Below are 25,974 nucleotides of genomic sequence, written 5' to 3' on the forward strand. Positions count from 1 at the left end.
CCCATGGCCCGCCGTACGCTGACCACCCGGCAGACCGGCGACCTGCACACCGTCGTGGAGGAGCGGACCGGAAAGGCCGTCACCACCGACCGTTGGCGCGTGTTCCGCACCACCCACGAGCCCGGTCCGCGTGCTCGGGCGGACGCCGGAGAGCTGCACGACCGGCTTCTGCTCGACCTCGCCTGGGGTGTCCCGGCTCTTGAGAAGGATCCGGAGAGCGGCCTGTACGTCAGCCCGCGGTCGCGCGGACGCGGAAGATTCTGGTCGTTCTTCCCGACCAAGTATGAAATGTCGCTGAGCGGCATTCTCAACGGAGCCTGGAAGACGAACGAGGACCGACAGAACCTGCTGGACTCCTCCCCCTTCAACCAAGAGATGATCAGGGTGTCGGCGAAGCTGGTGGTCGACTCCCTCCCCGCACTGGCACCTGCCGAGGACCCGGCCGCCTACCTGCCCCTGCTGCCCGGCCGCGTCAAGGAGGCGATCAGCTGGGCCGACGAGTTCCTGACCAGGGAGGTCTGGGCCCGCACAGCGGATCGCCCTTCCCTGCCCGACCAGGACGGCGTCCTGCGCGTCCCCACACACCTGCGGATTCACCCGCGGCTCGACAGGGACCTGAGGAAACTGTTCGGTTGGCTGCGGATGTGGAACGAGTGCCCCGGGCGCCCCTCGAACTGGCTGCACCCGAGCGCGGAGGCGGACGCCCTCCGTTCCGGCAAGGTCGAGCACATCATTGGCGCGGCCGGACACGAACGGACCGGCGTCCGTGAGTGGCTGGAGGCCCTGGTCGAGAGCGGGACCCCCGAAGCATCCGCAGTGGCCATCCGAATCCTCGCGGACATGATCGAGGCCCGCTCCCCCTATGCCGAGGAGGCCCGCAAGGCCCACATCGTGCTCACCGAGGAACACGGTCTCGTCGCCCCCGCGCACGGTAAGGTGTTCCGCCGTGCCGATCAGGGCGGACTGCGCGAGGCCCTGGTGTACGTGGTCGACGAGCTTGCCCAGGATCCGTCACTCGCTCACGCCCTCAACACCCTGGGCATCCGGGAGGCCGATGTCGAGGGCAGGTTCGTCAGTGTCCTCGATCAGGGCTTCGGTCACTACAGCGACTCGGACTGGGAGCGGTTCTGGGAGCTGTTCCGCCAGGCGGGAGTCCGTCGGCTGGTCCACAAAGTCCTGGAGCGGGTGACCACTCCACGCTCGACGATTCGGGTGCGAACCGCCGACGGCCGGTTCCGGCCGGTCGAGGACTGCATGCTGCCGGGCGTCGTCGTCGACGCGAAGCGCGACCCGAGCATCGCCGTCGACATGGCCTTCCACTCGGACGACACCCCGTTCTTCTCCCAGGTCGGTCTCCGTGAACGCCCGTCCGGCGGGATACAGCCCCAGGCGGACGAGGCATGGTTCGAGGAGTACCGCGAGGCCGTCCACGCCGCCTACTTGCGGGGCCTCGACAGTCGCGCCCCCCGTCCCACTCTCAACCGGATGAAGGTCGAGGGCGCCGCGATCGGTGGCCCGCTCCACCTCTTCCGAGCCCTCTCCGAGGAATCACGCGCTGCCTTCCTGAAGGTGTTGCCGGACGACGCCGTAGTGGACAACTGGACGCTTCAGGTCGGCGCGCAGACCAGCACGCGTCAGGCGGCGGCCTCGCCGATCCGTTGGATGCTGAGGAGGTTCGGCACGGTGGCCACCTCTCAGGGGATCAAGCCGCTGAAGGAGGCCGTCGGCCCCCAACTCGCCGGTTATCGGGACGTGCTACCGGTCGCTGACATCTCTCCCGAGAAGGCTCGCAGACTCCGGCTTCCGACCACCGTCGACGAAGTTCCCGCAGATCGCTGGGACGCGCTTCTCGACGAGATCACCCGGAGCGAGGACGACTCCTTCGTCGGCGCCACCTACGTGATGCTGACCCGATTCGGCGCGGACTTCCCCGAAGGCTCCCTGACCCGTTGCCGGATCGGCAACGTCTGGGGCACCCGCCCCGACGACGAGATCACGATCGCGGTCGGAGCTGCTCAGTACCAGGCGCTTCGGGCCGAGCAGCTCCCGGCGCTCCTCGTGCCGACGGCCGAGGACGCCGAGCTGATGATCGAGAAGTGGGGGATGCTTCGCTTCGCCGACGTGATCAGTCGGGAAACCCGTGAAGTACCGGAGGGCGACCCAGTCCCTCTGATCGAGCTGTACCCTGCCCTGCGGCAGCGGCTGAACAGCGGGCAACGGAACCACATGGTGCAACGGTGCAGCGAACTGGAGGAGGTCACTCGTACGCCCAACGGCACGCACGCGTCCCCCTTGGACGCCGTGCGCCAAGACGGCACCGTCAAGGTTCGCGTGCCGCTGGAGCCCGAGCCGATGCTGCGTCTCATCGACCGCGAGCTCGGCCTCGGCCTCGGCGCCGCCGGTTGCCGCGCCGTCCTGGAGCATCAGGATCGCATGGCTCGTGACAGCGAACTGAAGGCGGCACAGAAGGCGGTACGAGAGGCCAAAGACGTGGTGGCCAAGATCGAGCTGCTGATCGGTGCCGACGCTCTCCGTGCCGGCCTCCCGGAGGGGCTGATGGAGGCCGAGTTGCAGGCGGCCGACGGCGCGGAGCCGTCCGGGCGCCGAATCGCACAGATGGCGTTCAACGCGCACGGTGACGGAGTGCTCCAGCAGCACGCCCGGGACATTCAGGCTCGCTTCCCCAACGCACCGGTCGGTTACGGAGGCTCCTCGGCAGCCATCGCCTTCGTCTCGGAACTGAAGCTGCCTGTGGCGTTCGCCGGCTCGAGGACTCCGTCCCCGCCTCCGTTCGAAACCGTGGAGGGACCCCGGGACTTCCCTCGCCTCCACAACTATCAGGAGGACCTTGTACGGAACATCTCCACGATGCTCGACCGGCTGGCTCCGCAGCGCGGCATGCTCTCCCTGCCGACCGGCGCCGGCAAGACTCGGGTCACCGCCGAGGCCGTGATCCGGTGGGTGAAGCGCGTCGGCGACCTCAAGGGTCCGCTGCTGTGGATCGCGCAGACCGAAGAACTGTGTGAACAGGCCGTCCAAAGCTGGAAGTTCGTTTGGAACAAGGTAGGCGCCGAGCGCCCGCTCACCATCAGTCGGCTGTGGACCACCAACGAGGTCGGCAATGTCGTCGACCACCCGCACCTGGTGGTCGCCACCGACGCCAAGCTAGAACGGTGCCTGGGGACAGACCAGTACGCCTGGCTGCGTCAGGCCGCGCTGGTGATCGTGGACGAGGCGCACACCGCCATCTCAAAGCGGTACACCGAGATCCTGAGCCAGTTGGGACTCACCCAGTATGAGACCGGTCGGCACCTCCTCGGCCTGACCGCCACCCCGTTCCGGAACAAGAACGAGGAGGAGACCCGCCGCTTGGTCAGCCGCTTCGGCAACCGGCGACTCGACGAAGGTGTCTTCCCGTCGGGCGACCCGTACCGTGACCTCCAGGACTGGGGCATGCTCGCCCAAGTCGAGCACCGCACCCTTGAGGGTGGCCGGATCGAACTCACCCGGGACGAGAAGACGCACGCCGACCGCATGGCCGTGCTCTCCCGTTCCGCTGAGCAGCGGCTCGCCGACGACCACGTCCGCAGTCGCCGCATCGTCGACTCGGTGGCCGAGCTGCCGGCCGGCTGGCCGACGTTGCTCTTCGCCACCTCCGTCGATCACGCCAAGTATCTGGCGGCCTTGCTCAACGACCGGGGGATCCCGTCCGCCGCCGTGGACTCGACGACCAGTGCACAGGACCGGCGTACTCGCATCGAGAACTTCCGAAGCGGACGCATCCGGGTCCTCACCAACTACGGTGTGCTAACCCAAGGCTTCGACGCGCCGGCCACGCGTGCCGTGGTCGTGGCGCGGCCGGTCTACAGCACCAACGTCTACCAGCAGATGATCGGTCGTGGACTGCGTGGACCACTGAACGGCGGCAAGGACAGCTGCCTCATCCTCAACATCAGCGACAACATCACCAACTTCGACACCGACCTCGCCTTCACAGAGTTCGAGCACCTCTGGAGCCGGAAGTGACCGACGCCTACCTGGACAGCCCACCGCTCACTGACGAGCAACGGGCCGTGGTCGAGCAGCCCTGGGACGCGCGCGTCCTGGTCACCGCGGGCGCCGGGGCGGGGAAGACCCACACCCTGGTGCGCCGGCTCGACGCGCTGTGTGGTCACGAGGAACCCGACCAGGCCCTGGAGGCGGCTGAGATCCTGGTGCTGACCTTCTCCCGGGCGGCCGCCCGGGAGCTGCGCGAACGGATCTCTCGGCACGGGGAACGAGCCCACCGAGTACGTGCCCGCACGTTCGACGCGTGGGCCTACGAGGTGCTCCTCCAGGCACATCCGGACGGCGAATGGGGAACGGTCGGCTTCGACGAGCGCATCGCCGCCGCGACCCGCGCGATCGAGAAGGGCGCGCTGGAGGTCGGCGACGCGGTCCCACCGGCGCATGTCGTCATCGACGAGGTTCAGGACCTGTTGGGTGGACGCCGTGAGCTGGTCGAGACGCTTCTCGACCGTTACCAGGACAGTTGCGGCTTCACCGTCGTCGGAGACGCGGCTCAGTCCGTCTACGGTTTTCAGATCGACGACCTGAACGAACGCGCCGACGAGACCGGCCGATTCTTCGACTGGCTGCGCTGCTCCTATCCCGACGACCTGGTGGAGCTGCGTCTCACCCGGAACTTCCGGGCGACCACCGCCGAGGCCCGGGTCGCACTGCCGCACGGCCCCCTTCTCCAGCAGATCACCGACCCTGATGAGGCCGGGCGGCTCTACGACGAACTGCGCGACCTCTTGCTGGATCCGGCGAACGGCATGGGTGCCCTCGACGACGAGTTCACCTTGGACGGCCTGCGGGATCTCTCCGACACCTGCGCCGTCCTCACCCGTGACAATCAACAGGCCCTCGTGATCTCCGGCCTCCTGCACACGCGCGGCATCGACCATCGGCTGCGGCGCCCACTGGAGGAGCGTCCGGTGCCGTACTGGGTGGCCGAGCTGCTGCGACGCACGGAGGCGACCGGCCTCAGCGAGGACCGGTTCCGCACCCTCCTCTCGGAACTCCCACTCCCGTACGAACCGAACGTCGCCGCCCTGTGGACGGTGCTGCGTCGGGTCGCGCGCGGACCGGGGCGCGGGGTGCTCGATCTGGACAGGCTGCGCCGCGCGGTCGCCGACGGCAGGTTTCCCGACGAAGCGGCCGACCCGGAGACCACCCGCCTCGTCCTCTCGACGGTGCACCGGGCCAAGGGCCTGGAGTTCGACCGGGTTATAGTCCTGAGGCCTCCGACCGTCGCCGAGCTCCAAAAGCGGTACCAGGACGAGTTGGACCTTCCAGCCGAAGCTCGCGCTTTGTACGTGGCGATGACACGCGGCCGCCAGGACCTGTATCACGTGGCGCCCCCCGAACTGCCGCACTTCAAACGGGCAGGGGGCCGACGGCACGGACGTCGCTACCTCGGGTCGTGGCGGTCGTACGACAGGTACGGGATCGTCGCCGAGGCGGGCGACGTGTGCCGGGACAACCCGCCCGGTCCTCGAACGGACGCTGTCACCACACAGGCGTATCTCCTGGAACAGGTGCGTCCCGGCCAGGAGGTACTGCTGTGCAAGCGCCACGACCTGCCGATGAGCGACGTCGAGAGCCCGCCGTACGCCCTGATGCACGACGGAAGGGAGATCGGGGAGGCCTCGCAGCGATTCCGCGAGGATCTTTTCCGGGTACAGAAGGTGAACCGCACCTGGGACCCTTGGTGGCCCGACGAGATCCACGACCTGCGGATCGACACCCTGGAGACCGTGACCGGGAGCACCGCCGCCGGCACGAACGCCGGACTCGGTGAACGAGGCGTGTGGATCGCGCCGCGGATCACCGGCGTCGGCCGGTTCCGGAGAGCCGACGACCATGAGGAGCAGCGCGCATGACGCAGGTGCCAGGCCCACACTCCGAGCACTACCGCGTCCGGGACGAGGAACTCCTGGCGGGGCTCCGCCGTGAACTCCTGGGCCCCGCTGAGAACGCCGAGCCGGACGATCGCGGCGAGGTCCTCTCCCAAGACGCACCGATCGACCGCTACCTGACGGGCGTGCTGTATCCCCGAGCCGCGGACAGGGCGGCGAAGGAACGGAAGGACGAGGACGTCGCCGAGCAGGAAGGCCTCGACGCCGCCCCTGTGCTCACCCGCGAAGACGTCGAGGAGTCCGGCACCGCGCAGGAGGTCGGCGCCGCGGGTGACAGGCGCCCTTCGTCGATGGGTCTGACCTTCGCGGTCCGCCCGGCCATAACCAGCTCTATCGTGGTCTCTGCCCGCGCGGCCGTCTACGAACCCACCGATGCCGAGGGCAGGCCTGTTCCTGCGCGCCGCGCCGAGGCCCGTACCACCGCCGACCAGCGGGAGCGGTGGCGCCGCAAGGAACTCGTCCTCCCCGAGCAGCACATCGACGTCAGCCTTCCGGATCCGAGGAAGACGATCGAACTCGCGCCGGAAGCCGCGTTGCACGTCAACGTCCGGCGCCACGATCGGACCACCGACACGGTCACGGTCACGGTCACCCTGATCAATACGCAGAAAGTCGGTGAGCGGGATCTCCAGGACGCCTTCTCCCTGTTCCAGTGCGGTCTGTCGGTCCGCGCCGCGGACGGCTCCACCGCGTTCGTCGAGCGTCCCGCCCCCGCCGCCGCCCACGACGAGGAGATCGCCACAAGTCGGTTGCTGCACCGCCACGCTCCCACCTTCGCGGTCGGCCACGGCTGCGCCGCCGAGTGGGACTGGACTCCGCAGCCGATCGGCATGATCGAAGCCGAACAGCCCGCCGTCCCCGAGGTGCGAAGCCAGTTCATGCCTACGGTGGAAGTGCTGCTGACCGACTCCAACCCGGAGATCGACAGCTCGGCACTGTCGATGCTGGGGCTGGCCGAGCAGACCGACACCGAGGTCCTGGCCGCTCTTGAAGGGCTGGCCACAGGGTACGAGCACTGGATCGACCGCAAGGCGACCGAAGCGGACGCTCTGACGGGTACCGTCCACGAGAAGCCCGCACGGGAACAGGTGAGCGCCTGCCGCGAGGCACTCGACCGTATCCGTGAAGGCATTGAGCTGCTGCGGACCAAGCCCGATCTCATGCGTGCTTTCCGCCTGGCGAATCGCGTCATGGCCGACCAGCGCGCCCGCAGCAAGTGGGTGAAGGACGGACGCGTCGGCACCCCCGCCCCGGCCGCCGGCCGCTGGCGCCCCTTCCAGATCGCGTTCCTGCTGCTCTGTCTGGCCGGCATCGACGACCGTGCGCACCGTGATCGGCAGGTGTCCGACCTGCTGTGGTTCCCCACCGGTGGCGGCAAGACGGAGGCCTACCTCGGGCTGATCGCCTTCACGTCGTTCCTGCGTCGCATTCGGCGGGGTGTGGACGGCGGCGGGGTCACCGTCCTCATGCGTTACACCCTGCGGCTGCTCACCCTCCAGCAATTCGAGCGCGCGGCGATCCTGCTCTGCGCCATGGAGAATATGCGACGCCGGACGCCCGAGCTGGGCCATGAGGAGTTCTCCGTCGGCATGTGGGTAGGGCGTTCGGCCACCCCCAACACGCTGGCCGCTGCCGGCCAGAAGCTGGACGAACTACGGAGGAACCTCGACAAGCGCCTCGCCACCGAGAATCCCGTCCAGTTGCACGCCTGTCCCTGGTGCGGGACACGCCTCGACGCCCGTAACTACGAAGTCGACGAGGATGCCAAGCGCATGTACGTCCGATGCGCCGGCTCGGGCTGCGACTTCGCCGACGGTCTGCCCGTCCACCTGATCGACGAGGCGGTGTATGACGCGCGACCGACCTTGGTGATCGCCACCGTCGACAAGTTCGCGTCGATGCCATGGCGTCCCGCGACCTCCGCGCTCTTCAATCGCGACGACGACCCGAACGGCGGGACGCCGCCCCCGGAACTGATCGTTCAGGACGAACTGCACCTGATCTCGGGACCATTGGGGACCCTGACGGGCCTCTACGAAACCGCCGTCGACGCCCTCGCCGACCGGCCCAAGGTGATCGCTTCCACAGCGACCATTCGTCGCGCCGCTGACCAGGGACGCCACCTCTTCGCCCGCGAAGTACGGCAGTTCCCGCCGGCAGGCCTCGATGCCCGCGACTCGTGGTTCGCCGTGGAGACGCCGCGCCAGGAGAAGGCGAGTCGACGATACGTCGGTCTCCTGGCACCCGGCACCAGCCAGTCCACCCTGCTGATCCGCACGTACGCCACCTTGCTGCACCGGGCCATGCAGGCGAAGACCGATGACGAGGTGCGTGACGCGTACTGGAGTCTCGTCGGCTACTTCAACAGCCTCCGGCTGCTGTCCGCGGCCGAACTCCAGGTTCACGACGACGTAGTGGCTTATCTGGAGTTGCTCGCCGAGCGTGAGGGGGTGGAGGTCCGTTCGGTCGCCAACTACTCGGAGCTGACGAGCCGTATCGACGCCAGTGAGATCCCGACCCGCCTCAAGGGCATCGAGAAGCGGCTGCCCGACGGGGACACCGTGGATGTCCTGCTGGCCACCAACATGATCGCGGTCGGCGTGGACGTGGACCGCCTCGGTCTCATGGCCGTGATGGGCCAACCGCAGACGACCGCCGAGTACATCCAGGCGACCAGCCGCGTCGGCCGCGCGCACCCCGGCCTGGTCGCGGTCATGCTGAATTCGACACGGTCCCGGGACCGTTCCCACTACGAGAGCTTCCAGCATTTTCACTCGGCCCTGTACCGCGAGGTCGAGTCCACCTCCGTCACCCCGTTCTCCGCCCGCGCCCGTGACCGTGGCCTGCACGCGGTGATCGTCGCCCTCGCCCGCATCATGATTCCGGCCGCGCGCCCCAACGAGGGCGCCGGCCAGGTCGAGTCCTATGAGCACGTGCTCCGGGGCCGCATCAAGTCGATCCTCCTGGAGCGCGTCGAGGCGGTCACCCCGGAGGAGAGCGATGCCGTCTCCCGGGCTTTCGACGAGTTCATCGAGTGGTGGTGCGAGGAGGCCGACATCCACAGTGGGCTGCTGTTCGAACCTCAGAGGGGCCGTCGTACCCCTTCGCTCCTGAAGGCGTACGACGACGAGTCCGAGGACGCAGACGCGTGGTCCACCTTGTGGAGCCTGCGCGATGTCGACGCCGAGTCCGCTCTGTTCATGGAGGGAACCCGATGACCCCGCCTCCCGCCCGCCGTCGCCGGACCGGCGCGAACGGCGCCGCACCCGTCCACAACTTTCCGCGGCGTGGCGCGGTCCGTCGTGCCCAGGCAATCACCACGTACGGCGTCGGGTCGCTCATCGCCGTGGATCACGAGTCCTTCATCGTCTCGGGGCTCGACGAGGCCGAGCAGAGCTGGAGTCGTGCCGAGTCCCCACGGATCCATGAGCGGCGCTTGGCCCGGCTACTCGGCGTCGACTACTTCCGGCTGCCGCCCGCTTCCGACGACACCAGCAGGGACGGTCTCCGGGTCCGACGGTTCCCCTTGATGCACTCCTGCCCGGGGTGCGACGACTTGCAGCGGCACCGTGACTTCAATCCGCCCGCCGGCAGGAGCGTCTGTGGCACGTGTGAGGTCGACCTGGTCCCCTCGCGTTTCGTCGTCGCGTGCGAGGCCGGACACCTCGGCGAGTTTCCGTACTGGCAGTGGGTGCACCGCTCCAAGGAGCGTGGCGCCTCGCCGACCGCACAGTGCGGGGGGAAGCTCAAGCTGCGTACTTCCGGACACACTTCCTCTCTCCGCTCCATCCTGGTCTCCTGCTCCTGCGGGCAAGCTCCCGAGGTCTCGATGGAGGGATCCTTCCGCAGGAACGCGCTCAAGGACCTGGGCCTCAAGTGCCGAGGCCCGCGCCCGTGGCTCGGTGCATCCGCCCCCGCTCAGGAGTGCGGACTTCCCCTGCGCACGTTGCAACGCGGTTCCTCCGCGGTATGGCAGCCGGTGCTGAAGTCTGCGCTCTCCATCCCGCCGTGGAGCGACGGCCGCGCGGATCCACTTGCCGAACACTGGGACGCGCTTCGCGAGTACGACGAGCGCGAGCATGTCGAGATCTACCTCAAAGGTGTTTTCAAGGGACAGTGTCCCGTACCGCTGGACGAGGTGATGGCGCTGCTCGACGCGGAACGCGAAGAGGATCCCGACGGCGAGTCGGCCCCCACCTTCGACCACCGCTACCGTGCCCTGCGCAACAAGGAGTACGAGCGTCTTCGCGCGGGCAATGGCGAGAGCGAACACACCCGCGACGAGCAGTTCGTCTGCGAGACCCCACTGGGCGACCAGGGTGTGCTCGATCCACTCGGCGTCATCGGCCCGATGCTGGTCAAGAAGCTCCGCGAGGTTCGCGCCCTGAAGGCGTTCACCCGGCTCGTCGACGCCGAGTCGACGACCGACACCAAGGAGATGCCTCTGTCCGAGCGCCCCCTGCGTTGGCTCCCGGCCATGGAGGTGCGGGGCGAGGGAGTCTTCCTCCGCCTGGACGAGGACCGGCTGGACGCCTGGGAGAAGGCACCGGCGGTGGCAGCCCGGATCGAACGGATGCGTACCGCCCACCAGCGGGTGCTGGAGCAGCGGGCCGACGACCCGAGCCACGTGGTTCCCTCCCCCGCCACGCCTCGCATGGTGCTGCTGCACACCCTGGCCCACGTCCTCATCAACGAGTGGAGCCTGGAGGCGGGCTACCCCGCCGCCTCCCTGCGCGAGCGCCTTTACGCCGCCGATGACATGGCCGGGGTACTCGTCTACACGGCGACGAGCGACTCTGCGGGCAGTCTGGGTGGTCTGGTCGCTCAAGGTGAGCCGACCATGCTCGCTCGGGCGGTTCGTTCGGCCGTCCGCCGTGCCGAGTGGTGTTCCTCGGACCCGCTCTGCATGGAGACCGAGGCGTCCGGCGCCGGCGGGATCAACCTGGCGGCCTGCCATGCCTGCGTGATGCTCCCTGAGACGAGTTGCGAGCACAACAACATCCTGTTGGACCGCGCACTCCTCGTCGGTACCCCGGACGAACACCACGTGGGCTTCTTCGCGAACATACTGAGCCGCTAGCAACTCGCCGAGCGTGTTGGACCGCTTCGCAGAGCACGTCCCCGCGAAGCGTCCTGACTCGAACGAACTACCGCCGACCACAATCGGTGCACCCCGTGGAGATTGCGTAGCGGAGACCGCAGGCGGACTAGGTGCCGATTTCCGCCTCGAAACGCGTCTGCGCCCGATCGAGAAGCTCATCCGCATCGTGCCCCTGTGCCCGCAGCCAGTGGAGCACGCCGGCGATGACCTCGACCGCGGCGTTCTCGACCAGGGCCGTACCCAGTGGACGCGAAGCACCGCTCACCGGACCGGTCAGCGCCCGGCTGCCGTGGGGTTGAGTTCGATCGGTCGGTTCGGTCGCCAACTCGCACCACGTCGCTTTCCGATCAAGGCGAAGATCGACACCCCAGCGATCGGCGGTCGCTGCGACAAGCGCCATACCTCGACCGCCTTCGCAGTCGCTCCCAGCCTGCATCAGCGTCGGCAGGGCACGGCAGTCGGGATCGTGGACCTCGATGCGCAGGTACGTGTCGTTCATCGAGACCGCCAGCGTGGCGGGAGTGCCACGGCCGACGTGTGTGATGACGTTGGCCACGAGCTCGCTGACGCAGAGCTGTGCTCCGTCCACGACCTCGTGAAGCCCCCAGATCCCCAGGTGCAGCTTCATGATGCGCCGCAGCGCCGCCACTTCCTCGGGCTCGGCCGTGAACGCCAGTTCCCAGGGCTTCCGCTGCAGACACGCAGTGTTGAGCACGAAAGGTCGTCCCCTCTCATCACATGGTTGCCACGCCGACGAGGCGACGTAGCGTCACGAATGCTCACAGTGAGTGGCACCAACGGCTAGCATGCGGCCTGCCCATCCCGTCGTGCAATGTGCACGACGGGATTCCCGCGTACGAGTGATTGGCAAGCCCAATCCTTGGCGCGAGACTGAACGTCCGCTACCAGAAAGGTGCTTGTGATGGCAGGCTCTCCGACGGCACGCCGTCGCCGTCTCTCGATCGAGCTGAAGAAGCTCCGCGAGTCGAGTGCCCTCACCTGCGCTCAGGTCGGTCAGGCCCTGGACTGGAGCGGCTCCAAGGTCAACCGCATGGAGACGGGGAGCGGTCGCGTCCAACCCTCCGACATCGATGCTCTGTGCCGTTTCTACGGAACCACCGACGAACTGCGCGACTTTCTCAAGTCACTTGCACGGCAGGCCAAGACACGCGGCTGGTGGCAGGTGCACGGTGCCGGCGTTCCCGAGTGGTTCAACATCTACATCGGCCTGGAGCAGGACGCATCCACCATCCGCCAGTACCAGTGCGAGGTGGTTCCCGGTCTGATGCAAGTCGGACCGTACGCTCGCGAGCTCCACACCACCGGCGCGCACATGTCGTCTCAAGACATCGACAGAGCAGTACGTGTACGCCTGGAACGCCAGGTCATGCTCACGCGACCGGATGCTCCCGAGGCGTGGTTCATCGTCAACGAGGCCGCCGTACGCAACGTCATCGGAGATCGCTCCCTGATGCGCGACCAGCTTGAACGGGTCTTGGACGCAGCGGAGCTGCCGAAGGTCACTCTGCAGGTGCTTCCCTTCGATTCGGGCACCTACCCCGCCACAGGTTCATTCACCATGCTCGGCTTTCCTGCGCAGGAGGACCTCGACCTGGTGTATCGCGACGGAATCACTGACGCCGTCTATCTGGAAGGCGAGCATCATGTTCGTGAGTACGCGCGGGCGTTCGACGGCTTGCGAGCCGCAGCTCTGAGTCCTCAGCGTTCCGCCCAGCTGATCAAGTCCGTTCTGAAGGAATACGCAGGATGAGCATGGAAGAGTCGCTCGACCAGGACCGTCCGGTGTGGTTCCGGTCGTCGTACAGCAACGGCGCCGGGGGGGAGTGCGTGGAGTGCGCGCCGACCTACGGAGGCGTTCTTCTCCGCGATTCCAAAAGCGGCATGGCTTCCGTGGTCATGGTGGGCGGCGAGACATGGAGCGCCTTCATCGGGGGCTTGAAATGCGGGGGCGCCTAGTTGGCCCTCGCACATTCGGGAGTTTCGAACCGGGACCGTGGCCTTGGCGGAAGTCGGATCGGCCTCACCTGGCGTCGATTTCGAGGTACCCACGGCCGCCCGGTTGTTCTGAGGGTGGCGGTTCCGGGGCGAGCGTCAAGAGCGCCCTTCGGGCGTCGGCTTCGCCGATTGCGCTGCGCTCCACTCTTGACCCTCGCCCCTCCACCGCGGTGATTTTCCTGGCCGGGCGGCCCAGGGATGGGGCCTCCCGGACCCGTGCGTGCGTGGTGGCGGTTCGTTGCCGGGGTGCCAGTGGGAGGGTGGGGCACGCCGGGGTGGTGTGGCGAGTGGCGCAAGTCTGGTGGATCGGCTCTGGAGCGAGACCGGTGGGCTGTAGTGGCGGTTCGTTGCCGGGAGTCGGAGGGAGGGTGGGCGCGCCGGCGCCTCTGGGCACGCCGGGGTGGTGTGGCGAGTGGCGCGGGTCTGGTGGATCGGTTCTGACGGCCGTACGGCATTCTGCGATGATCTCCGAGGCGTTCAGGGCTGCTTGGGGGAGGTGAGCCATGCGTGTCGGGGTCTATCTCGCGCATCCGCGAGGCGGGAGCTTCAATCACGCTCTCTTCGAGGCCGTGGTGGGTGAGTTGCGTGGGCGAGGGTGTGACGTCGTCACGCATGATCTGTGTGCCGAGGGGTTTCCGGCCGGGGTGGCCGCCGAGGAGACGGGGACCGTTGAGGCCGCCGGGCGGGCCGGGGATCCTCAGGTCGCGCTGCATCGGGGCGAGGTAGCCACGCTGGACGCCCTGGTGTTCGTGCATCCCAACTGGTGGGGAATGCCGCCCGCTGTGCTCGTCGGGTGGGTGCAGCGGGTGTTCGTGCCGGGAGTCGCCTACAAGTTGGGCAGTGCGGAAGGGGAGCCCGCGGGGTTGTTGCGGGCCGGGCGGGCGCTTGTGCTCAACACGTCCGACACTCCGGCCGAGCGGGAGGCGAGTGAGTTCGGGGATCCGTTGGAGCGGGTCTGGCGGGCTTGCGTGCTGCCGTACGTGGGAGTCGTTGACGTGCGGCGCGTGGTGTTTCGTACCGTCAGTGGTTCCGGTGAGGATCTGCGGGCCGAGTGGCTCGCTCGGGCTCGGCGGGAAGCCGGTGCACTGCTGGACCGAGGGGATCCGTCCCGCTCGTGACCATGTCGGCGCACCGCGGCTCAAGATGCGATCTCCGCCGCTCGCGCGGGACGATGAAGTGACTGCCAGGTGCTTCATCCCCCTACCCACCCCTGATGATCATGCTGCTCGCAGAGAAGAACGCCCTGATCTACGGAGCCGGTGGGGCGATAGGCGGTGCCGTCGCTCGGGCCTTCGCCCGAGAGGGGGCCACCGTCTTTCTCGCCGGTCGCACGGAGGCCAAGCTTCAGGCGGTGGCCGGGGACATCGCCGCCGCGGGCGGACGGGCCCGCACGGTTCGGGTCGACGCGCTCGACGAGGGGTCCGCCGAGGACTGTGTCGACTCCGTGATGAGGCAGGGCCGGCGAATTGACGTCTCGTTCAACGCCATCGGGCTGGACGAGGTGCAAGGGACGCCGCTCGTCGAGATGTCCTACGAGGACTTCGCCCGGCCGATCGGCGTCGCGACCAGGACGCAGTTCCTGACCGCGAAGGCGGTCGCGCCGCACATGGTCGAGGCCGGGTCCGGCGTGATCATGATGATCACGGCGTCGCCGTCCCGGATCCCCTTCCCCCTCGTCGGTGGCTTCGGCGTCACCTGCGCCGCGCTGGAGGGCTTCTCCCGCACCCTGGCGGCGGAGCTGGGGCCCAGTGGCGTGCGCGTCATCTGTCTGCGCTCGGCGGGATCGGTGGAGTCGATCGAGGAGGTGCTGGACAAGCATGCCGCCGGCATCGGGACGACCCGTGACGACTTCATCGAGGATCTCACGGAGATGACCCTGCTGAAACGGCTGCCCTCCCTCGCCGACGTCGGCAACGTCGCCGCGCTCATGGCATCGGACCACGCGGCCGCCATGACCGGCGCCGTGCCCAACGTGACCTGCGGTCAGGTGGTGGACTGACGGCACCGGTCGCGTGCCGGTACCGACCCCCGGCGGTGTTGGTCTCGGGTCGCATCCGCCGGCCAGGAAGGTGGGCGCCTGGCCCGCCGTGTTCGGGGTGGCGGGGGCCGTCGCCCTCGCGTCCTGGGCGGTCGCCGATCGGCAGGCGTGAGCCTCGGTCGTCGCAGACGGCTACTCCGACCTGAACGCCCTCCGGTAGCCCTGCGGGCTCGTCCCCACCACCCTCCGGAAGCGTTCCCTGAACGCCGTGGGCGAGCCGAAGCCGGCCTGCGCCGCGATGCGTTCGACCGGGTACGACGTCGTCTCCAGCAGGTACTGCGCCCGCCGCACCCTTGCCCGGTGCAGCCACTGCAACGGCGTCGTCCCCGTCTGCTCCCGGAAGCGCCGGTTGAGGGTACGCGTGCTCATCCCGGCCTGCGTCGCGACGTCGTCCAGCGTCAGGTCGCGGTCGCAGTTGTCCTGAAGCCAGGCCAGCAGGGGCTCCAGCGTCGCGCCCGCGGGGGCCGGGGGCTGGTCGTGCACGATGAACTGGGCCTGCCCGCCCTCCCGTTCCAGCGGCATGACCGACATCCGGGCGGCGTGCGCGGCGACCGCCGAGCCGTGGTCCTTGCGGACCATGTGGAGGCACATGTCCATCGCCGCGGCCGCGCCCGCCGACGTCAGGAACTGGCCGTTGTCGACGTAGAGGACGTTCGGGTCGACCGTCACCTTCGGGTAGCGCCGCGCGAGGTCCGGCGCCGCGATCCAGTGCGTCGTGGCACGCAGGCCGTCCAGCAGGCCGGTCGCCGCGAAGATGAACGCGCCCACGCAGACCGACGCGATCCGCGTGCCGTTCGCCGCCGCCGCGCACAGCGCCTCGGCGACCCCGGGCGGCAGCGTCTCGGGCGGGTCCTCGACGCCGGGCAGGATGATCGTGTCGGCCTCCGCCAGCGCCTCCAGGCCGTACGGCGCCCGCACGGTGAACGCCCCGGCGTCCACCTCCTCCCGCTCCGCGCAGACCCGCACCCGGTAGGCCTCACGGCCGTCCGGCAGGCGGGCCCAGCCGAAGGCGTCGATCGGGGCGGAGAGGTCGAAGGGGATGACGCCGTCCAGCGCCAGTACAGCCACGGTGTGCATGGCGGGATCGTAGGCATACGACGGGCTTTCGCCAACCCGGTCCGGAGCGACGTACGCCGTCACTCCCGTCAAGGCATGGTCGACGATCACCCGAGACCCGGCCGGACTACCTCGACGGACGCGGCCAGAGGCCCTTCGAGCCTGCACCGGGCTTCCGTGGCGAGAATCCGTCGAAGCCTGTCACTGACGCCACTTCCCCATGATCCACCACGACCTTAGCGTCGACGTCCGTGACCAAGTTCCTCCTCGCCGTCCACGTCCTCGCCGCGATCGTCGCCATCGGGCCCGTCACCGTCGCCGCGAGCATGTTCCCGCCCGCCGCGCGCCAGGCCATGGCCGCGCCCGACGACCCGAAGGCCGCCGAGACGGTCCAGCTGCTGCACCGGATCTGCCGGGTGTACGCCACCGTCGGCGTCGTGGTGCCCGTGTTCGGGTTCGCCACGGCCAGCGCCATGGGGGTGCTGGGCGACGCCTGGCTGATCGTGTCGATCGTGCTGACCGCGCTGGCCGCGCTCGTGCTCGTCGCCCTGGTGCTGCCCCGGCAGGGCGCGCTCGTGGAGGGCGGCGGGACGCGGCAGGCGACCGTGCGGCTGGCCATGTTCACCGGCATCTTCAACCTGCTGTGGGCGGTGGTGACGGTGTTGATGATCGTCCGGCCGGGGTCCACGACCGGCGCCTGAGCCCCGTCCCAGGGTCGGAGGCCCGAGGCTCAGGACCTGTGCGTGAGCACGTTCACCACACGCCCGCCGGGGTCCCGCACGAAGAAGCGCCGTACACCCCACTCCTCGTCGCGCAGTTCGCGTACGACCTCCGCGCCCGAGGCCAGCACCCGCGCGTACACCGCGTCGACGTCCTCGACCTCCACGCTGAGGTCGGGGACGACGGGCGCGGTGCGTTCCTCGGTGAGGAAGATGAGCTGGGCGGTGGGGTTGGCCGGGGACGCCAGGGTCATCACCCAGCCCAGGTTCATGACCTCCTCCAGGCCGAGCAGGCCGTAGAAGTCACGGTTGTCCTCCATCGCCGCCTCGGACGGGACCTGGCAGTCGGGGACGACTCTGCGGACGGTCATGGGGAGGGCTCCCCGGGTTGTCAGGCCGTCGCCTTGGAGGTCTTCGATCCCGTCACCGACAACGGTGTGGCGATGTCCTCCAGGGACCGCCGCTCCGCCCGCACGGCGAGGAACACCGCGACCAGGCCCGCCGCGCACATCAGACCCGCGCCGATCTGGAAGGCGAGCACGGTGTCGGCGACGACGCCCGACGCGGTCAGGTCGGCGAAGATCAGCGGGCCGCTGATGCCGCCCGCCGCGGTGCCGAGGGCGTAGAAGAAGGCGATGGCCATGGCCCGGGTCTCCATCGGGAAGATCTCGGAGACGGTGAGGTAGGCGCTGGACGCGCCCGCCGAGGCGAAGAACAGCACCACGCACCAGCAGGCCGTCATCGTCGTCGCCGTCAGGGAGCCCCGGTCGAAGAGCCAGGCCGTCCCGAACAGGAGCAGGCCGGAGAGGATGTACGTCGAGGAGATCATCACCCGGCGGCCGACCGTGTCGAAGAGCTTGCCGAGCAGCAGCGGGCCGAGGAAGTTGCCCGCCGCGATGACGGCGAAGTAGTAGCCGGTGCTGCCCGTCGGCACGTCGAAGAAGGTGCTGAGGATGGTGCCGAAGCCGAAGGTGATGGCGTTGTACAGGAACGCCTGGCCGATGAAGAGCGACAGGCCGAGAACGGCCCGGCGCGGGTAGCGGCCGAAGACGGTCCTGGCGATCAGGCCGAAGCCGATGCTCTTGCGCTCCTGGATGGTGATCTCGCCGGCGGGCGGCGGCAGCGGCTCACCCTTCTCCTGCTCGATCTCCCGTTCGACGGACGAGACCAGCTCCTCCGCCTTCTCACCCCGGCCGTGGATGAACTGCCATCGTGGCGACTCCGGGACATGGCGTCGTACCAGCAGGACGACCAGGCCCAGGACCACGCCCAGCGCGAAGCTCAGCCGCCAGCCCAGGTCCTTCGGGAAGATCGCGGTGTCCAGCATGACGATCGACAGCAGGGCGCCGCCGATGGCGCCGAGCCAGTAGCTGCCGTTGATGATCAGGTCGACCCGGCCCCGGTAGAGGGACGGGATCAGCTCGTCGATCGCGGAGTTGATGGCCGCGTACTCGCCGCCGATGCCGAAGCCGGTGAGGAAGCGGAAGAGGAAGAACCACCAGGACTCGAAGGACAGCGCCGTCATGGCCGTGGCCGCCAGGTAGACCACCAGCGTCACCATGAACAGCCTCTTGCGGCCGTACCGGTCGGTCAGCCAGCCGAAGAACAGGGCGCCGGAGCAGGCGCCCGCCACGTACAGCGCGGCCGCGATGCCGGTGACCTGGGCCGCGCTGACGTCCAGGCCGCTGCCCTCCTCCGCCAGCCGGCCGGCGACGTTGCCGACGATGGTGACTTCCAGACCGTCCAGGATCCAGACGGTGCCGAGGCCGATCACGATCATCCAGTGCCACCGGGACCACGGCAGCCGGTCCAGTCGGGCCGGGATGGACGTGGTGATGGTGCCGGTGGAGGCGGGCACGGAATCCGGCGACGACGACGCTGCTGCTGTCATGGCTCCCTCTCCCTCGGGCGACCCCCTCTCGTATGCCCGGGAAGGGGGAGGTCACGCCCCCAGCATGCGGGAGACGGTGTAGATCAGCAGCCCGGCCAGCGAGCCCACCACCGTGCCGTTGATGCGGATGAACTGCAGGTCACGGCCGATGTGGGCCTCGATCTTCCGAGTGGTGTGCTCGGCGTCCCAGCCGGCCACGGTGTCGGTGATCAGCAGGGTGATCTCGCTGCGGTACGTGGTCACGACGTGCACCGCCGCGCCCTCGACCCAGCTGTCCACCTTGTCCTGGATCTTGGGTTCGGTGGCCATCCGGGCGCCCAGGGAGAGCAGGGAGGCCCGCACCCGCAGCCGCAGCTCACTGCGCTCGTCCTCGGCCGCGGAGACGATCATGGATCGTACGGCCGTCCAGGCGGAGGCGATCAGGTCCTGGACCTCGCCCCGGCCCAGCACCTCCCCCTTGAGCCGCTCCACCTTCGCGCGGATCTCGGTGTCGGACTGGAGGTCGCAGGCGAAGTCGGAGAGGAAGCGGTCCAGGGCGCCGCGCGCGGGATGGGACGGCATGTCCCGCATCTCCGCGCAGAAGCGCAGCAGCTCCTTGTAGACCCGCTCGCCGACCTTGCGGTCCACGAACCGCGGGGTCCAGCCGGGCGCGCCGCCCTGCACGGCGTCCATCACGGAGTCGCTGTGCAGCACCAGCCAGTCGTGCGCGCGGGAGACGACCAGGTCGACGACCCGTTTGTGGCCGCCGTCGGCGACGACCTTCTCCAGCATCTTGCCGATGCCGGGCGCGATCTCCTGGACTCCCGCCCGCCGGGTGATCGCCTCGCCGACCACCGCCTGCACGTCGGAGTCGCGCAGCACGGTGAGCGCGCCGCGCAGGGCCGTCGCCAGCTCGGCGGTCACCCGGTCGGCGTTCTGCGGTTCGGCGAGCCAGGCGCCGAGGCGGCTGCCGATGCCGACGGCGCGCAGCCGCTGCCGTACGACGTCCTCGGAGAGGAAGTTCTCGCCGACGAACTCACCCAGGGAGACGCCCAGCTGGTCCTTCTTGGTCGGGATGATCGCGGTGTGCGGGATGGGGATGCCGAGCGGATGACGGAACAGGGCGGTGACGGCGAACCAGTCGGCCAGCGCGCCGACCATGCCCGCCTCGGCGGCCGCGGCGACATAGCCGGCCCAGGGACCCGCGCCCGAGTTCGACGCCCACTTGGCCAGCACGTACACCACGGCCACGAGGAGCAGCAGACCGGTCGCGGTGAGTTTCATCCGGCGCACGCCGCGCTGCTTCTCCTCGTCGGCCGGGCTGAACGTCGTCATCGCCCGGACGGCGGACGCGGGCACGGCGCGGCCGCCGGCCGCGCGGTCACCGGCGGCGCCCGGCCGGGCAGACTGCTTTACGGCACCCGCACCCGTTCCACCTGCTTGATCCTGTTTCGTACGATCCATCCGCTCCACCCGTTCCCGAGCCTCCACTCCTCATTGTCCCTTCCTGACCGACTCCTGGAACGTGACAAGAGTTCCCGGCGTCTGTCGGTACGGGCGGCGCGCGAGTGAACCGGTACGTGAACTCGCGCGGCCGAACGGGTCTCCTTCCGGGGGTCCAGGTCAACTTCCCACGCCTCATGGCGCATCATGAGGTGATCACACCGGAGCCTCGGGCTCCACTTCCTCCCGAGGAGAAACGCACCGCATGACCAGGCGTCATCACGGTTATGCCTTGCTCGCCGCCATCGTCTCGCTGATCGTGGCCATGTCGGTCGCCATATACGCCGGAGCCGCCTCCGACGACGGCACCGCACCGAGCGCGCTCGCAGGTCCCCGCCCGTACGACCCCGCCGCCCCGGCGTCCACCGGCACCTGGGTCGGCTCCTGGTCGACCTCCCCGTCCGCCGCCGAGCCCGGCACCGAGACCGCCGGCCTGCACGACCGCTCCGTACGCAACGTCGTCCACACCAGCGTCGGCGGTACGGGTGCCCGGATCACGCTGTCCAATCTCTACGGCCGGCTGCCGCTGACCCTCACGCGGGCCACGATCGCGCTGGCCGCCGCGGACGACAGCGCCGCCGCGGTTCCGCGGACCATGCGGCGACTGACGTTCAACGGCCTCCCCACGGTCGTGATCCCGCCGGGCGCGCAGGTGATGAGCGACGGCGTGCGCATCCCCGTCCCGCCCGACAGCGACGTCCTGGTCACCACGTACGCCCCGGCCGAGCCGGGCCCGGTCACCGTGCACGCGCGCGTGCGGCAGATCTCGTACGCCGCGCGGGGCGAGCGCACCGAGGACGTGACCGGCGCGCCGTACACCGAGCAGGTCGAGGCCTGGCGCTACCTGACCGCCCTCGACGTGCTCAGCAGTGAGGCCGACGGCACCCTCGTCGCCTTCGGCGACTCCCTCACCGAGGGCAACTCCTCCACCGTGGGCGCCAACCGGCGCTGGCCCGACATCCTGTCCGACCGGCTGCGCGAGGCGGCCTCCGCCGGCCAGGACGTGCCCCGGTACGGCGTGGTCAACGAGGGCATCGGCGGCAACCGCGTCCTGACCGGCGGTCTGGGCCGCCCCGCCGACAACCCCAGCGGCCTCAGCCGTTTCCCGCGTGACGTGCTCGGTCGGACCAACGTCAAGGTCGTCGTCATCGACCTCGGCGTCAACGACATCCTGCGCTCGCCCACCGTCATCGACCCCGACCTGGTCCTCGACGGCCTGCGCACGCTGGTCGGCCAGGCCCACGCCCGGGGCATCCGGGTCGTCGGCGCGACCCTGATGCCCTTCGGCGGGCACCGCGGACACAGCGCCGAGCGCGAGGCGGTACGGCAGGAGATGAACGCCGAGATCCGGTCCGGGCGCGTCTTCGACGCGGTGGTCGACTTCGACCGGGCGGTGCGGGATCCGTACGACCCGCGCAGGTTCCGCCCGGACTACGACTCGGGCGACCGTCTGCACCCCAACGACCGGGGCTACGAGCGGATGGCGCGCGAGTTCGACCTGACGGCCCTGAAGGGCGCGGCTCCGGCGAAGCTGTGAGGGGGCGCCGTGCGGGGGCGCGGGCCTAGTCCCTCGGCCGCCGGTCGTGCCCCCAGCCGTGCGCCTGGTCCCCGTGCCCCAGCATCCGCCGGTCCCCGCCCTCGACGTCCCGCTGCTCGCGGCCGCCCCGCACCCGCACCTGCTTGCGCTCGATGCCCACTCCGCCCCAGAAGGCGAACCCGGAGACGATCACCCGCGGGGCGCCCGGGTCGCCCGGCACCCCGTCCTCGCGGCTGTCGAAGCCGCCCATGATCCCGATGCCGCGGACGACGACCTCGACGCCGGGCGGCACGACGATGCTCACCCCGCCCATGACGGCCACGCAGTTGATCTCGACCTCACGGTCGGCGAAGAGCGCGTCGCGCAGATCGATCTCCCCGCCGCCCCAGAACGTGAAGCAGGTGAACCGCTTCGGCACGGTCCAGCGCCCCTTGCGCTGGAAGCCGGACATCACGGCGACGCCCCCCGAGGAGGATCCCCCGCCCCCGGTGATCCGCGCGGCCCAACCCCCGCGCGCGGCGGGCTCCTTGACCATCGAGACCGCCGGTCCCGGCGCCCCGCCCCCGGCGGGCAGGTCCCGCGTGATGGGGGCCAGCTCCCCGTAGGTCCGCGCCTGGTACGTCGCGTCGAGGCGCTCCTCGAACTCCGTCATGTCCAGCCGCCCCTCCGCGAGGGCGTCCCGCAGGACCTCGGCGACTCGCTCTCGATCGGCGTCGGAGGCTCGCAGCTCCGGGGCATCGTCGGTCATGGACAGCAGCCTACGTTTTCCACGGTCCCGGCACTATGCGGTCGCGCGCTCCGTCGGGGGTTTGGGGGTGTCCCCCGTCGAATGCAGCATTCGCGCGATCACGGCCTCGATGTCCGGTTCCCGCACCGAGAGGTCCACCAGCGGGTACTCCGCGGCGATCCGCGCCACCAGCGGCGCCGCCGACTGCGCCGCCGGGAAGGCCAGCCACTGCCGGGGCCCCTCCACCCGGACGACCCGCGCCGGTGCCGGCGCCTCGATCGGCGGCAGTTCCCGCTCCAGGTCGACGACGAGGGTGCGCTCGCTCTCCCCCGCCTCGTGCAGCCCGGCGAGCGGGCCGTCGTACATCAGACGCCCGTGGTCGATGACCATCACGCGGGAGCAGAGCTGCTCGATGTCCTGGAGGTCGTGCGTGGTGAGCAGCACCGTGGTGCCGCGCTCGGCGTTCAGGTCACGCAGGAACTGCCGCACCCTGGCCTTGGAGATGACGTCCAGGCCGATGGTCGGCTCGTCGAGGTAGAGCACCTCGGGATCGTGCAGCAGCGCCGCCGCGATGTCCCCGCGCATCCGCTGGCCGAGCGAGAGCTGCCGCACCGGCACGTCCAGCAGCTCGGCCAGTCCGAGGAGTTCGACGCAGCGTTCGAGGTTGGCGCGGTAACGGGCGTCGGGGATCCGGTACATGCGGTGCATCAGCCGGTACGACTCGATCAGCGGCAGGTCCCACCACAGCGTCGTGCGCTGTCCGAACACCACCCCTATGCGGTGCGCCAGCCGGGTGCGCTGCCGGGACGGGTCGATGCCCGCGACCCGCAGCCGCCCGCCGCTCGGGGTGAGGATGCCGGTGAGCATCTTGATCGTGGTCGACTTCCCGGCGCCGTTCGGCCCGATGTAGCCGACCATCTCGCCGCGTGCCACGCGGAACGAGATCGAGTCGACGGCCCGCACCTGCCGCCGCTCCCGTTTCAGGAAGCCGGTCTTCTTGCGCACGTCGAAGACCTTCTCGATCCGGTCGACCTCGATGAAGCCCTCGACGCCCTCGGCGCCCGCTCCGTCTGCCTCTGTCACCGTCACCGGCCTAACTCCCCGTGCTCTGATACGACTTGAGTCCTGCCCGCCAGGCCAGCCCCGCGAGCGCGCAGCACGCCGCCGCCACCAGTGGCGGTGCGAAGGCCACCCACTCGGGCAGGTCCAGCGGGTAGGGCCGCCCCAGGATGTGGCTCGCGGGCAGCCAGTTGACGAAGGCCAGCGGCAGCACGAAGGTCACGCCGCGCACCAGTTCCTTGCCGAACACGGTCGGCGGGTACTGGAGCAGCGTCGTACCGCCGTAGGTGAACGCGTTCTGCACCTCGGAGGCGTCCTGCGCCACGAACTGGAACGCCGCGCCCCCGACGAACACCGCGCAGAAGATCGCCGCCCCGCTGAGCAGCATCACCGGCATCAGCAGCACCTTCACCGGCGTCCAGTCGATGTCGAGCGCGGCCAGCGCGTAGCCGAGGACCAGCGCGCCCTGGACGACCCGGCCGAGGCGGCGCAGCCCGAACCGGTCGGCGGCGACCTGCGCGAGCACCGGCACCGGACGCACCAGGAGCGTGTCCAGCGTGCCGTCCCGCACCCGCCGCCCCAGCCGCTCCATCGACCCGATGGACAGGTCGGCCAGCCCGAAGGCGACGCCGGTCAGCCCGTACAGGAAGGCGATCTCGGGCAGGGTCCAGCCGCCGAGCTCGTCCACCCGGGAGAACATCAGCAGGATCGCCACGAAGTCCAGGCCGGTCGCCACGAAGTTGCCGACGGTCGTCATCACGAAGGACACGCGGTAGGCCATGGTGGACTTGATCCACATGGCGACGATCAGCCCGTACGCGCGCAGCCCGTCGGCGACCCGCCCGGCCTGCCGCACATGACCCGTCTCACCCACCGTGCACCACCACCCGCCGCGTGGCCGACGACTGCATCAGCCGCCCCACCACCAGCAGCGCCACCGCCCACGCGCCCTGGAAGACGAAGGTGCCCAGCGGGTCGGCCCGGCCCAGCAGCACGTCCGCGGGCGCCTGGAGCAGCGACGACCACGGCAGGGCCCGTACGATCTCGCCGAGCAGGCCGGGAAAGACGTTCAGCGGCAGCAGCATGCCCGAGCAGAAGTAGCCCAGCAGCCAGGTCACCTGGGACACGCCGGTGCCGTCGAGCAGCCAGAACGCGCTCAGTGCCACCAGGTACCGCAGCCCGAAGCTCACCACCATCCCGAGCAGCACCGCCACCAGACAGGCGCCCCAGGTCACCGGGTCCGAGGGCAGCGCGACGTCGAAGACCAGCGCCCCGAACGCGAAGGGCAGCACACCGCGCCCCAGCAGCTGGAAGAAGGCCCGTCCCAAGTCGGAGGCGAGCCACCACAGTTGCAGGTCGGCCGGGCGGTGGAGATCGATCGCCACATCACCCGTACGGATGCGTTCCATCAGCTCGTTCTCGAAGCCGCCACCCCCGATCGCGAGTGTCGACAGCAGCGCCTGCCCGAGCCACACGTAGGTGACGGCCTGTGCCTGGTCGTACCCGCCGAGCTGCGGTCTCTCGTCCCACAGGGCGAGGTAGGTGTACACGAGGATGAGCCCGAAGACCGTGTTGGTGAACACCCCGGCGGCCGTGGCCGCCCGATAGGTCGCGTACCGTCGGAAATTCCCCACCGCGACGGCCGCGTACAACCGTCCCGTGCCCACACCGAACCACCGTCCCCGACCAGCCCGACACCGAAGCGCAGGAGCCTAGTACGCGGCGGAGAGGGCCTGCCAGGCGTTTTCCGGGCGGGACACGTGCACGGATCCGGGAACGGAACGGCCGGTGCGAGAGTCTTCAGATGGGGGCGTAGATGACGTACGAGGAAATACACAGGAGTCCGTGCACGACATGAGTGACGAGCCGCAGCCTCAGCAGCCGAACCAGGACGGGCCCGGGGAGGGGAAGCCCGGCCAGCCGAAGCGCACCGGCTGGCGCCGGATCCTTCCGACCTGGCGCATGCTGCTGGGCACCTTCGTCATCGGCGTCCTGCTGCTGATCGGCGTGTTCTACCTCGGCTACTCGATGGTCAAGATCCCCTCCGCGAACGCGCTGGCGACCAAGCAGAGCAATGTCTACCTGTACGCGGACGGCTCGCAGCTCGCCCGGGACGGCGAGGTCAACCGGGAGAACGTCGCGCTCGCCCAGATCTCCAAGGACGCCCAGCACGCCGTGCTGGCCGCCGAGGACCGCGACTTCTACACCGAGTCCGCGATCGACCCCAAGGCGATGGTGCGCGCGGGCTGGAACACGGCCACCGGCAAGGGCAAGCAGTCGGGCTCCACGATCACCCAGCAGTACGTGAAGAACTACTACCTGGCCCAGGAACAGACGGTCACCCGGAAGGTCAAGGAGTTCTTCATCTCGATCAAGCTCGATCAG

The 25,974-nt window shown here is 69.4% G+C and carries 20 protein-coding genes; 11 read left to right on the forward strand and 9 right to left on the reverse strand.

Features of this window, described 5'->3' with window-relative positions; all coding sequences use genetic code 11:
* From AB0O67_RS25995 to AB0O67_RS26010, 4 genes are all read left to right on the forward strand, one after another.
* Positions 1–4,026 (forward strand): DEAD/DEAH box helicase (locus tag AB0O67_RS25995; protein WP_365454537.1); only part of this gene is annotated, 4,026 nt, incomplete at its 5' end.
* A complete protein-coding gene (locus tag AB0O67_RS26000) occupies positions 4,023–5,927 on the forward strand; it encodes a UvrD-helicase domain-containing protein (protein ID WP_365454540.1) in 1,905 nt (634 codons plus the stop codon). The genes AB0O67_RS25995 and AB0O67_RS26000, both read left to right, overlap by 4 nt.
* Complete coding sequence (locus tag AB0O67_RS26005) at positions 5,924–9,181, forward strand: helicase-related protein (protein ID WP_365454543.1); 3,258 nt, start codon at positions 5,924–5,926, stop codon at positions 9,179–9,181. Before AB0O67_RS26000 ends, AB0O67_RS26005 begins: the two co-directional genes overlap by 4 nt.
* The gene (locus tag AB0O67_RS26010) at positions 9,178–11,043 is read left to right on the forward strand and encodes a DUF1998 domain-containing protein (RefSeq protein WP_365454546.1); all 1,866 of its coding nucleotides are present in this window, start codon (positions 9,178–9,180) and stop codon (positions 11,041–11,043) included. The genes AB0O67_RS26005 and AB0O67_RS26010 overlap by 4 nt, the downstream gene beginning before the upstream one ends.
* A 127-nt stretch (positions 11,044–11,170) precedes the next feature.
* Here AB0O67_RS26010 and AB0O67_RS26015 read toward each other — a convergent pair whose 3' ends face one another.
* On the reverse strand, positions 11,171–11,779 hold the full coding sequence (locus tag AB0O67_RS26015) for an ATP-binding protein (RefSeq protein WP_365454549.1): 609 nt from the start codon (positions 11,777–11,779) through the stop codon (positions 11,171–11,173).
* A 207-nt stretch (positions 11,780–11,986) separates the two neighbouring features.
* On the opposite strand from AB0O67_RS26015, the gene AB0O67_RS26020 reads away from it, so the two are divergent.
* The 4 genes from AB0O67_RS26020 to AB0O67_RS26035 all read left to right on the forward strand — a co-directional run bounded on the left by AB0O67_RS26020 (position 11,987) and on the right by AB0O67_RS26035 (position 15,079).
* On the forward strand, positions 11,987–12,835 hold the full coding sequence (locus AB0O67_RS26020) for a helix-turn-helix transcriptional regulator (protein WP_365454552.1): 849 nt from the start codon (positions 11,987–11,989) through the stop codon (positions 12,833–12,835).
* Entirely contained in the window at positions 12,832–13,041 is a 210-nt protein-coding gene (locus AB0O67_RS26025; protein WP_365454555.1) for a DUF397 domain-containing protein, read from the forward strand. The genes AB0O67_RS26020 and AB0O67_RS26025 overlap by 4 nt, the downstream gene beginning before the upstream one ends.
* A 542-nt stretch (positions 13,042–13,583) precedes the next feature.
* Positions 13,584–14,198, forward strand: a complete 615-nt coding sequence (locus AB0O67_RS26030) for an NAD(P)H-dependent oxidoreductase (RefSeq protein ID WP_365454558.1) — start codon at positions 13,584–13,586, stop codon at positions 14,196–14,198.
* Between the two features lie 95 nt (positions 14,199–14,293).
* Positions 14,294–15,079: an SDR family oxidoreductase gene (locus tag AB0O67_RS26035; protein ID WP_365454561.1), complete on the forward strand. Its 786-nt coding sequence runs from the start codon at positions 14,294–14,296 to the stop codon at positions 15,077–15,079.
* Positions 15,080–15,250: 171 nt separating this feature from the next.
* Here the strand turns inward: AB0O67_RS26035 and AB0O67_RS26040 are convergent, their stop codons facing one another.
* A complete protein-coding gene (locus AB0O67_RS26040) occupies positions 15,251–16,195 on the reverse strand; it encodes a helix-turn-helix domain-containing protein (RefSeq protein ID WP_365454564.1) in 945 nt (314 codons plus the stop codon).
* Positions 16,196–16,425: 230 nt separating this feature from the next.
* Here AB0O67_RS26040 and AB0O67_RS26045 point away from each other — a divergent pair, with 230 nt between their 5' ends.
* A complete protein-coding gene (locus tag AB0O67_RS26045) occupies positions 16,426–16,875 on the forward strand; it encodes a hypothetical protein (RefSeq protein ID WP_365454567.1) in 450 nt (149 codons plus the stop codon).
* A gap of 29 nt (positions 16,876–16,904) precedes the next feature.
* On the opposite strand, the gene AB0O67_RS26050 is transcribed toward AB0O67_RS26045, so the two are convergent.
* The 3 genes from AB0O67_RS26050 to AB0O67_RS26060 are packed head-to-tail and all read right to left on the reverse strand — an operon-like array spanning position 16,905 to position 20,227.
* Positions 16,905–17,264, reverse strand: coding sequence for a VOC family protein (locus AB0O67_RS26050; protein ID WP_365454570.1), 360 nt, complete (start codon positions 17,262–17,264; stop codon positions 16,905–16,907).
* A gap of 20 nt (positions 17,265–17,284) precedes the next feature.
* Complete coding sequence (locus tag AB0O67_RS26055) at positions 17,285–18,784, reverse strand: MFS transporter (protein WP_365454573.1); 1,500 nt, start codon at positions 18,782–18,784, stop codon at positions 17,285–17,287.
* Between the two features lie 51 nt (positions 18,785–18,835).
* Entirely contained in the window at positions 18,836–20,227 is a 1,392-nt protein-coding gene (locus AB0O67_RS26060; RefSeq protein WP_365454576.1) for a DUF445 domain-containing protein, read from the reverse strand.
* Between the two features lie 244 nt (positions 20,228–20,471).
* Between AB0O67_RS26060 and AB0O67_RS26065 the strand changes: the two genes are divergently transcribed.
* Positions 20,472–21,803: an SGNH/GDSL hydrolase family protein gene (locus tag AB0O67_RS26065; RefSeq protein ID WP_365454579.1), complete on the forward strand. Its 1,332-nt coding sequence runs from the start codon at positions 20,472–20,474 to the stop codon at positions 21,801–21,803.
* A 25-nt stretch (positions 21,804–21,828) separates the two neighbouring features.
* Here AB0O67_RS26065 and AB0O67_RS26070 read toward each other — a convergent pair whose 3' ends face one another.
* From AB0O67_RS26070 to AB0O67_RS26085, 4 genes are read right to left on the reverse strand one after another with little or no spacing between them, the layout of a single operon-like run.
* A complete protein-coding gene (locus tag AB0O67_RS26070; protein WP_365454582.1) occupies positions 21,829–22,551 on the reverse strand; it encodes a DUF1707 domain-containing protein in 723 nt (240 codons plus the stop codon).
* A 33-nt stretch (positions 22,552–22,584) separates the two neighbouring features.
* Entirely contained in the window at positions 22,585–23,613 is a 1,029-nt protein-coding gene (locus AB0O67_RS26075) for an ABC transporter ATP-binding protein (protein WP_365454585.1), read from the reverse strand.
* 10 nt (positions 23,614–23,623) lie between these two features.
* Positions 23,624–24,463, reverse strand: coding sequence for an ABC transporter permease (locus AB0O67_RS26080; protein ID WP_365454588.1), 840 nt, complete (start codon positions 24,461–24,463; stop codon positions 23,624–23,626).
* Positions 24,456–25,256, reverse strand: a complete 801-nt coding sequence (locus tag AB0O67_RS26085) for an ABC-2 family transporter protein (RefSeq protein ID WP_365454591.1) — start codon at positions 25,254–25,256, stop codon at positions 24,456–24,458. The genes AB0O67_RS26080 and AB0O67_RS26085 overlap by 8 nt, the downstream gene beginning before the upstream one ends.
* Positions 25,257–25,443: 187 nt before the next feature.
* On the opposite strand from AB0O67_RS26085, the gene AB0O67_RS26090 reads away from it, so the two are divergent.
* A partial coding sequence (locus AB0O67_RS26090; protein ID WP_365454594.1) for a biosynthetic peptidoglycan transglycosylase occupies positions 25,444–25,974 on the forward strand: 531 nt, incomplete at its 3' end.

This window comes from Streptomyces sp. NPDC086077 (assembly GCF_040686175.1).
Taxonomy (GTDB): domain Bacteria; phylum Actinomycetota; class Actinomycetes; order Streptomycetales; family Streptomycetaceae; genus Streptomyces.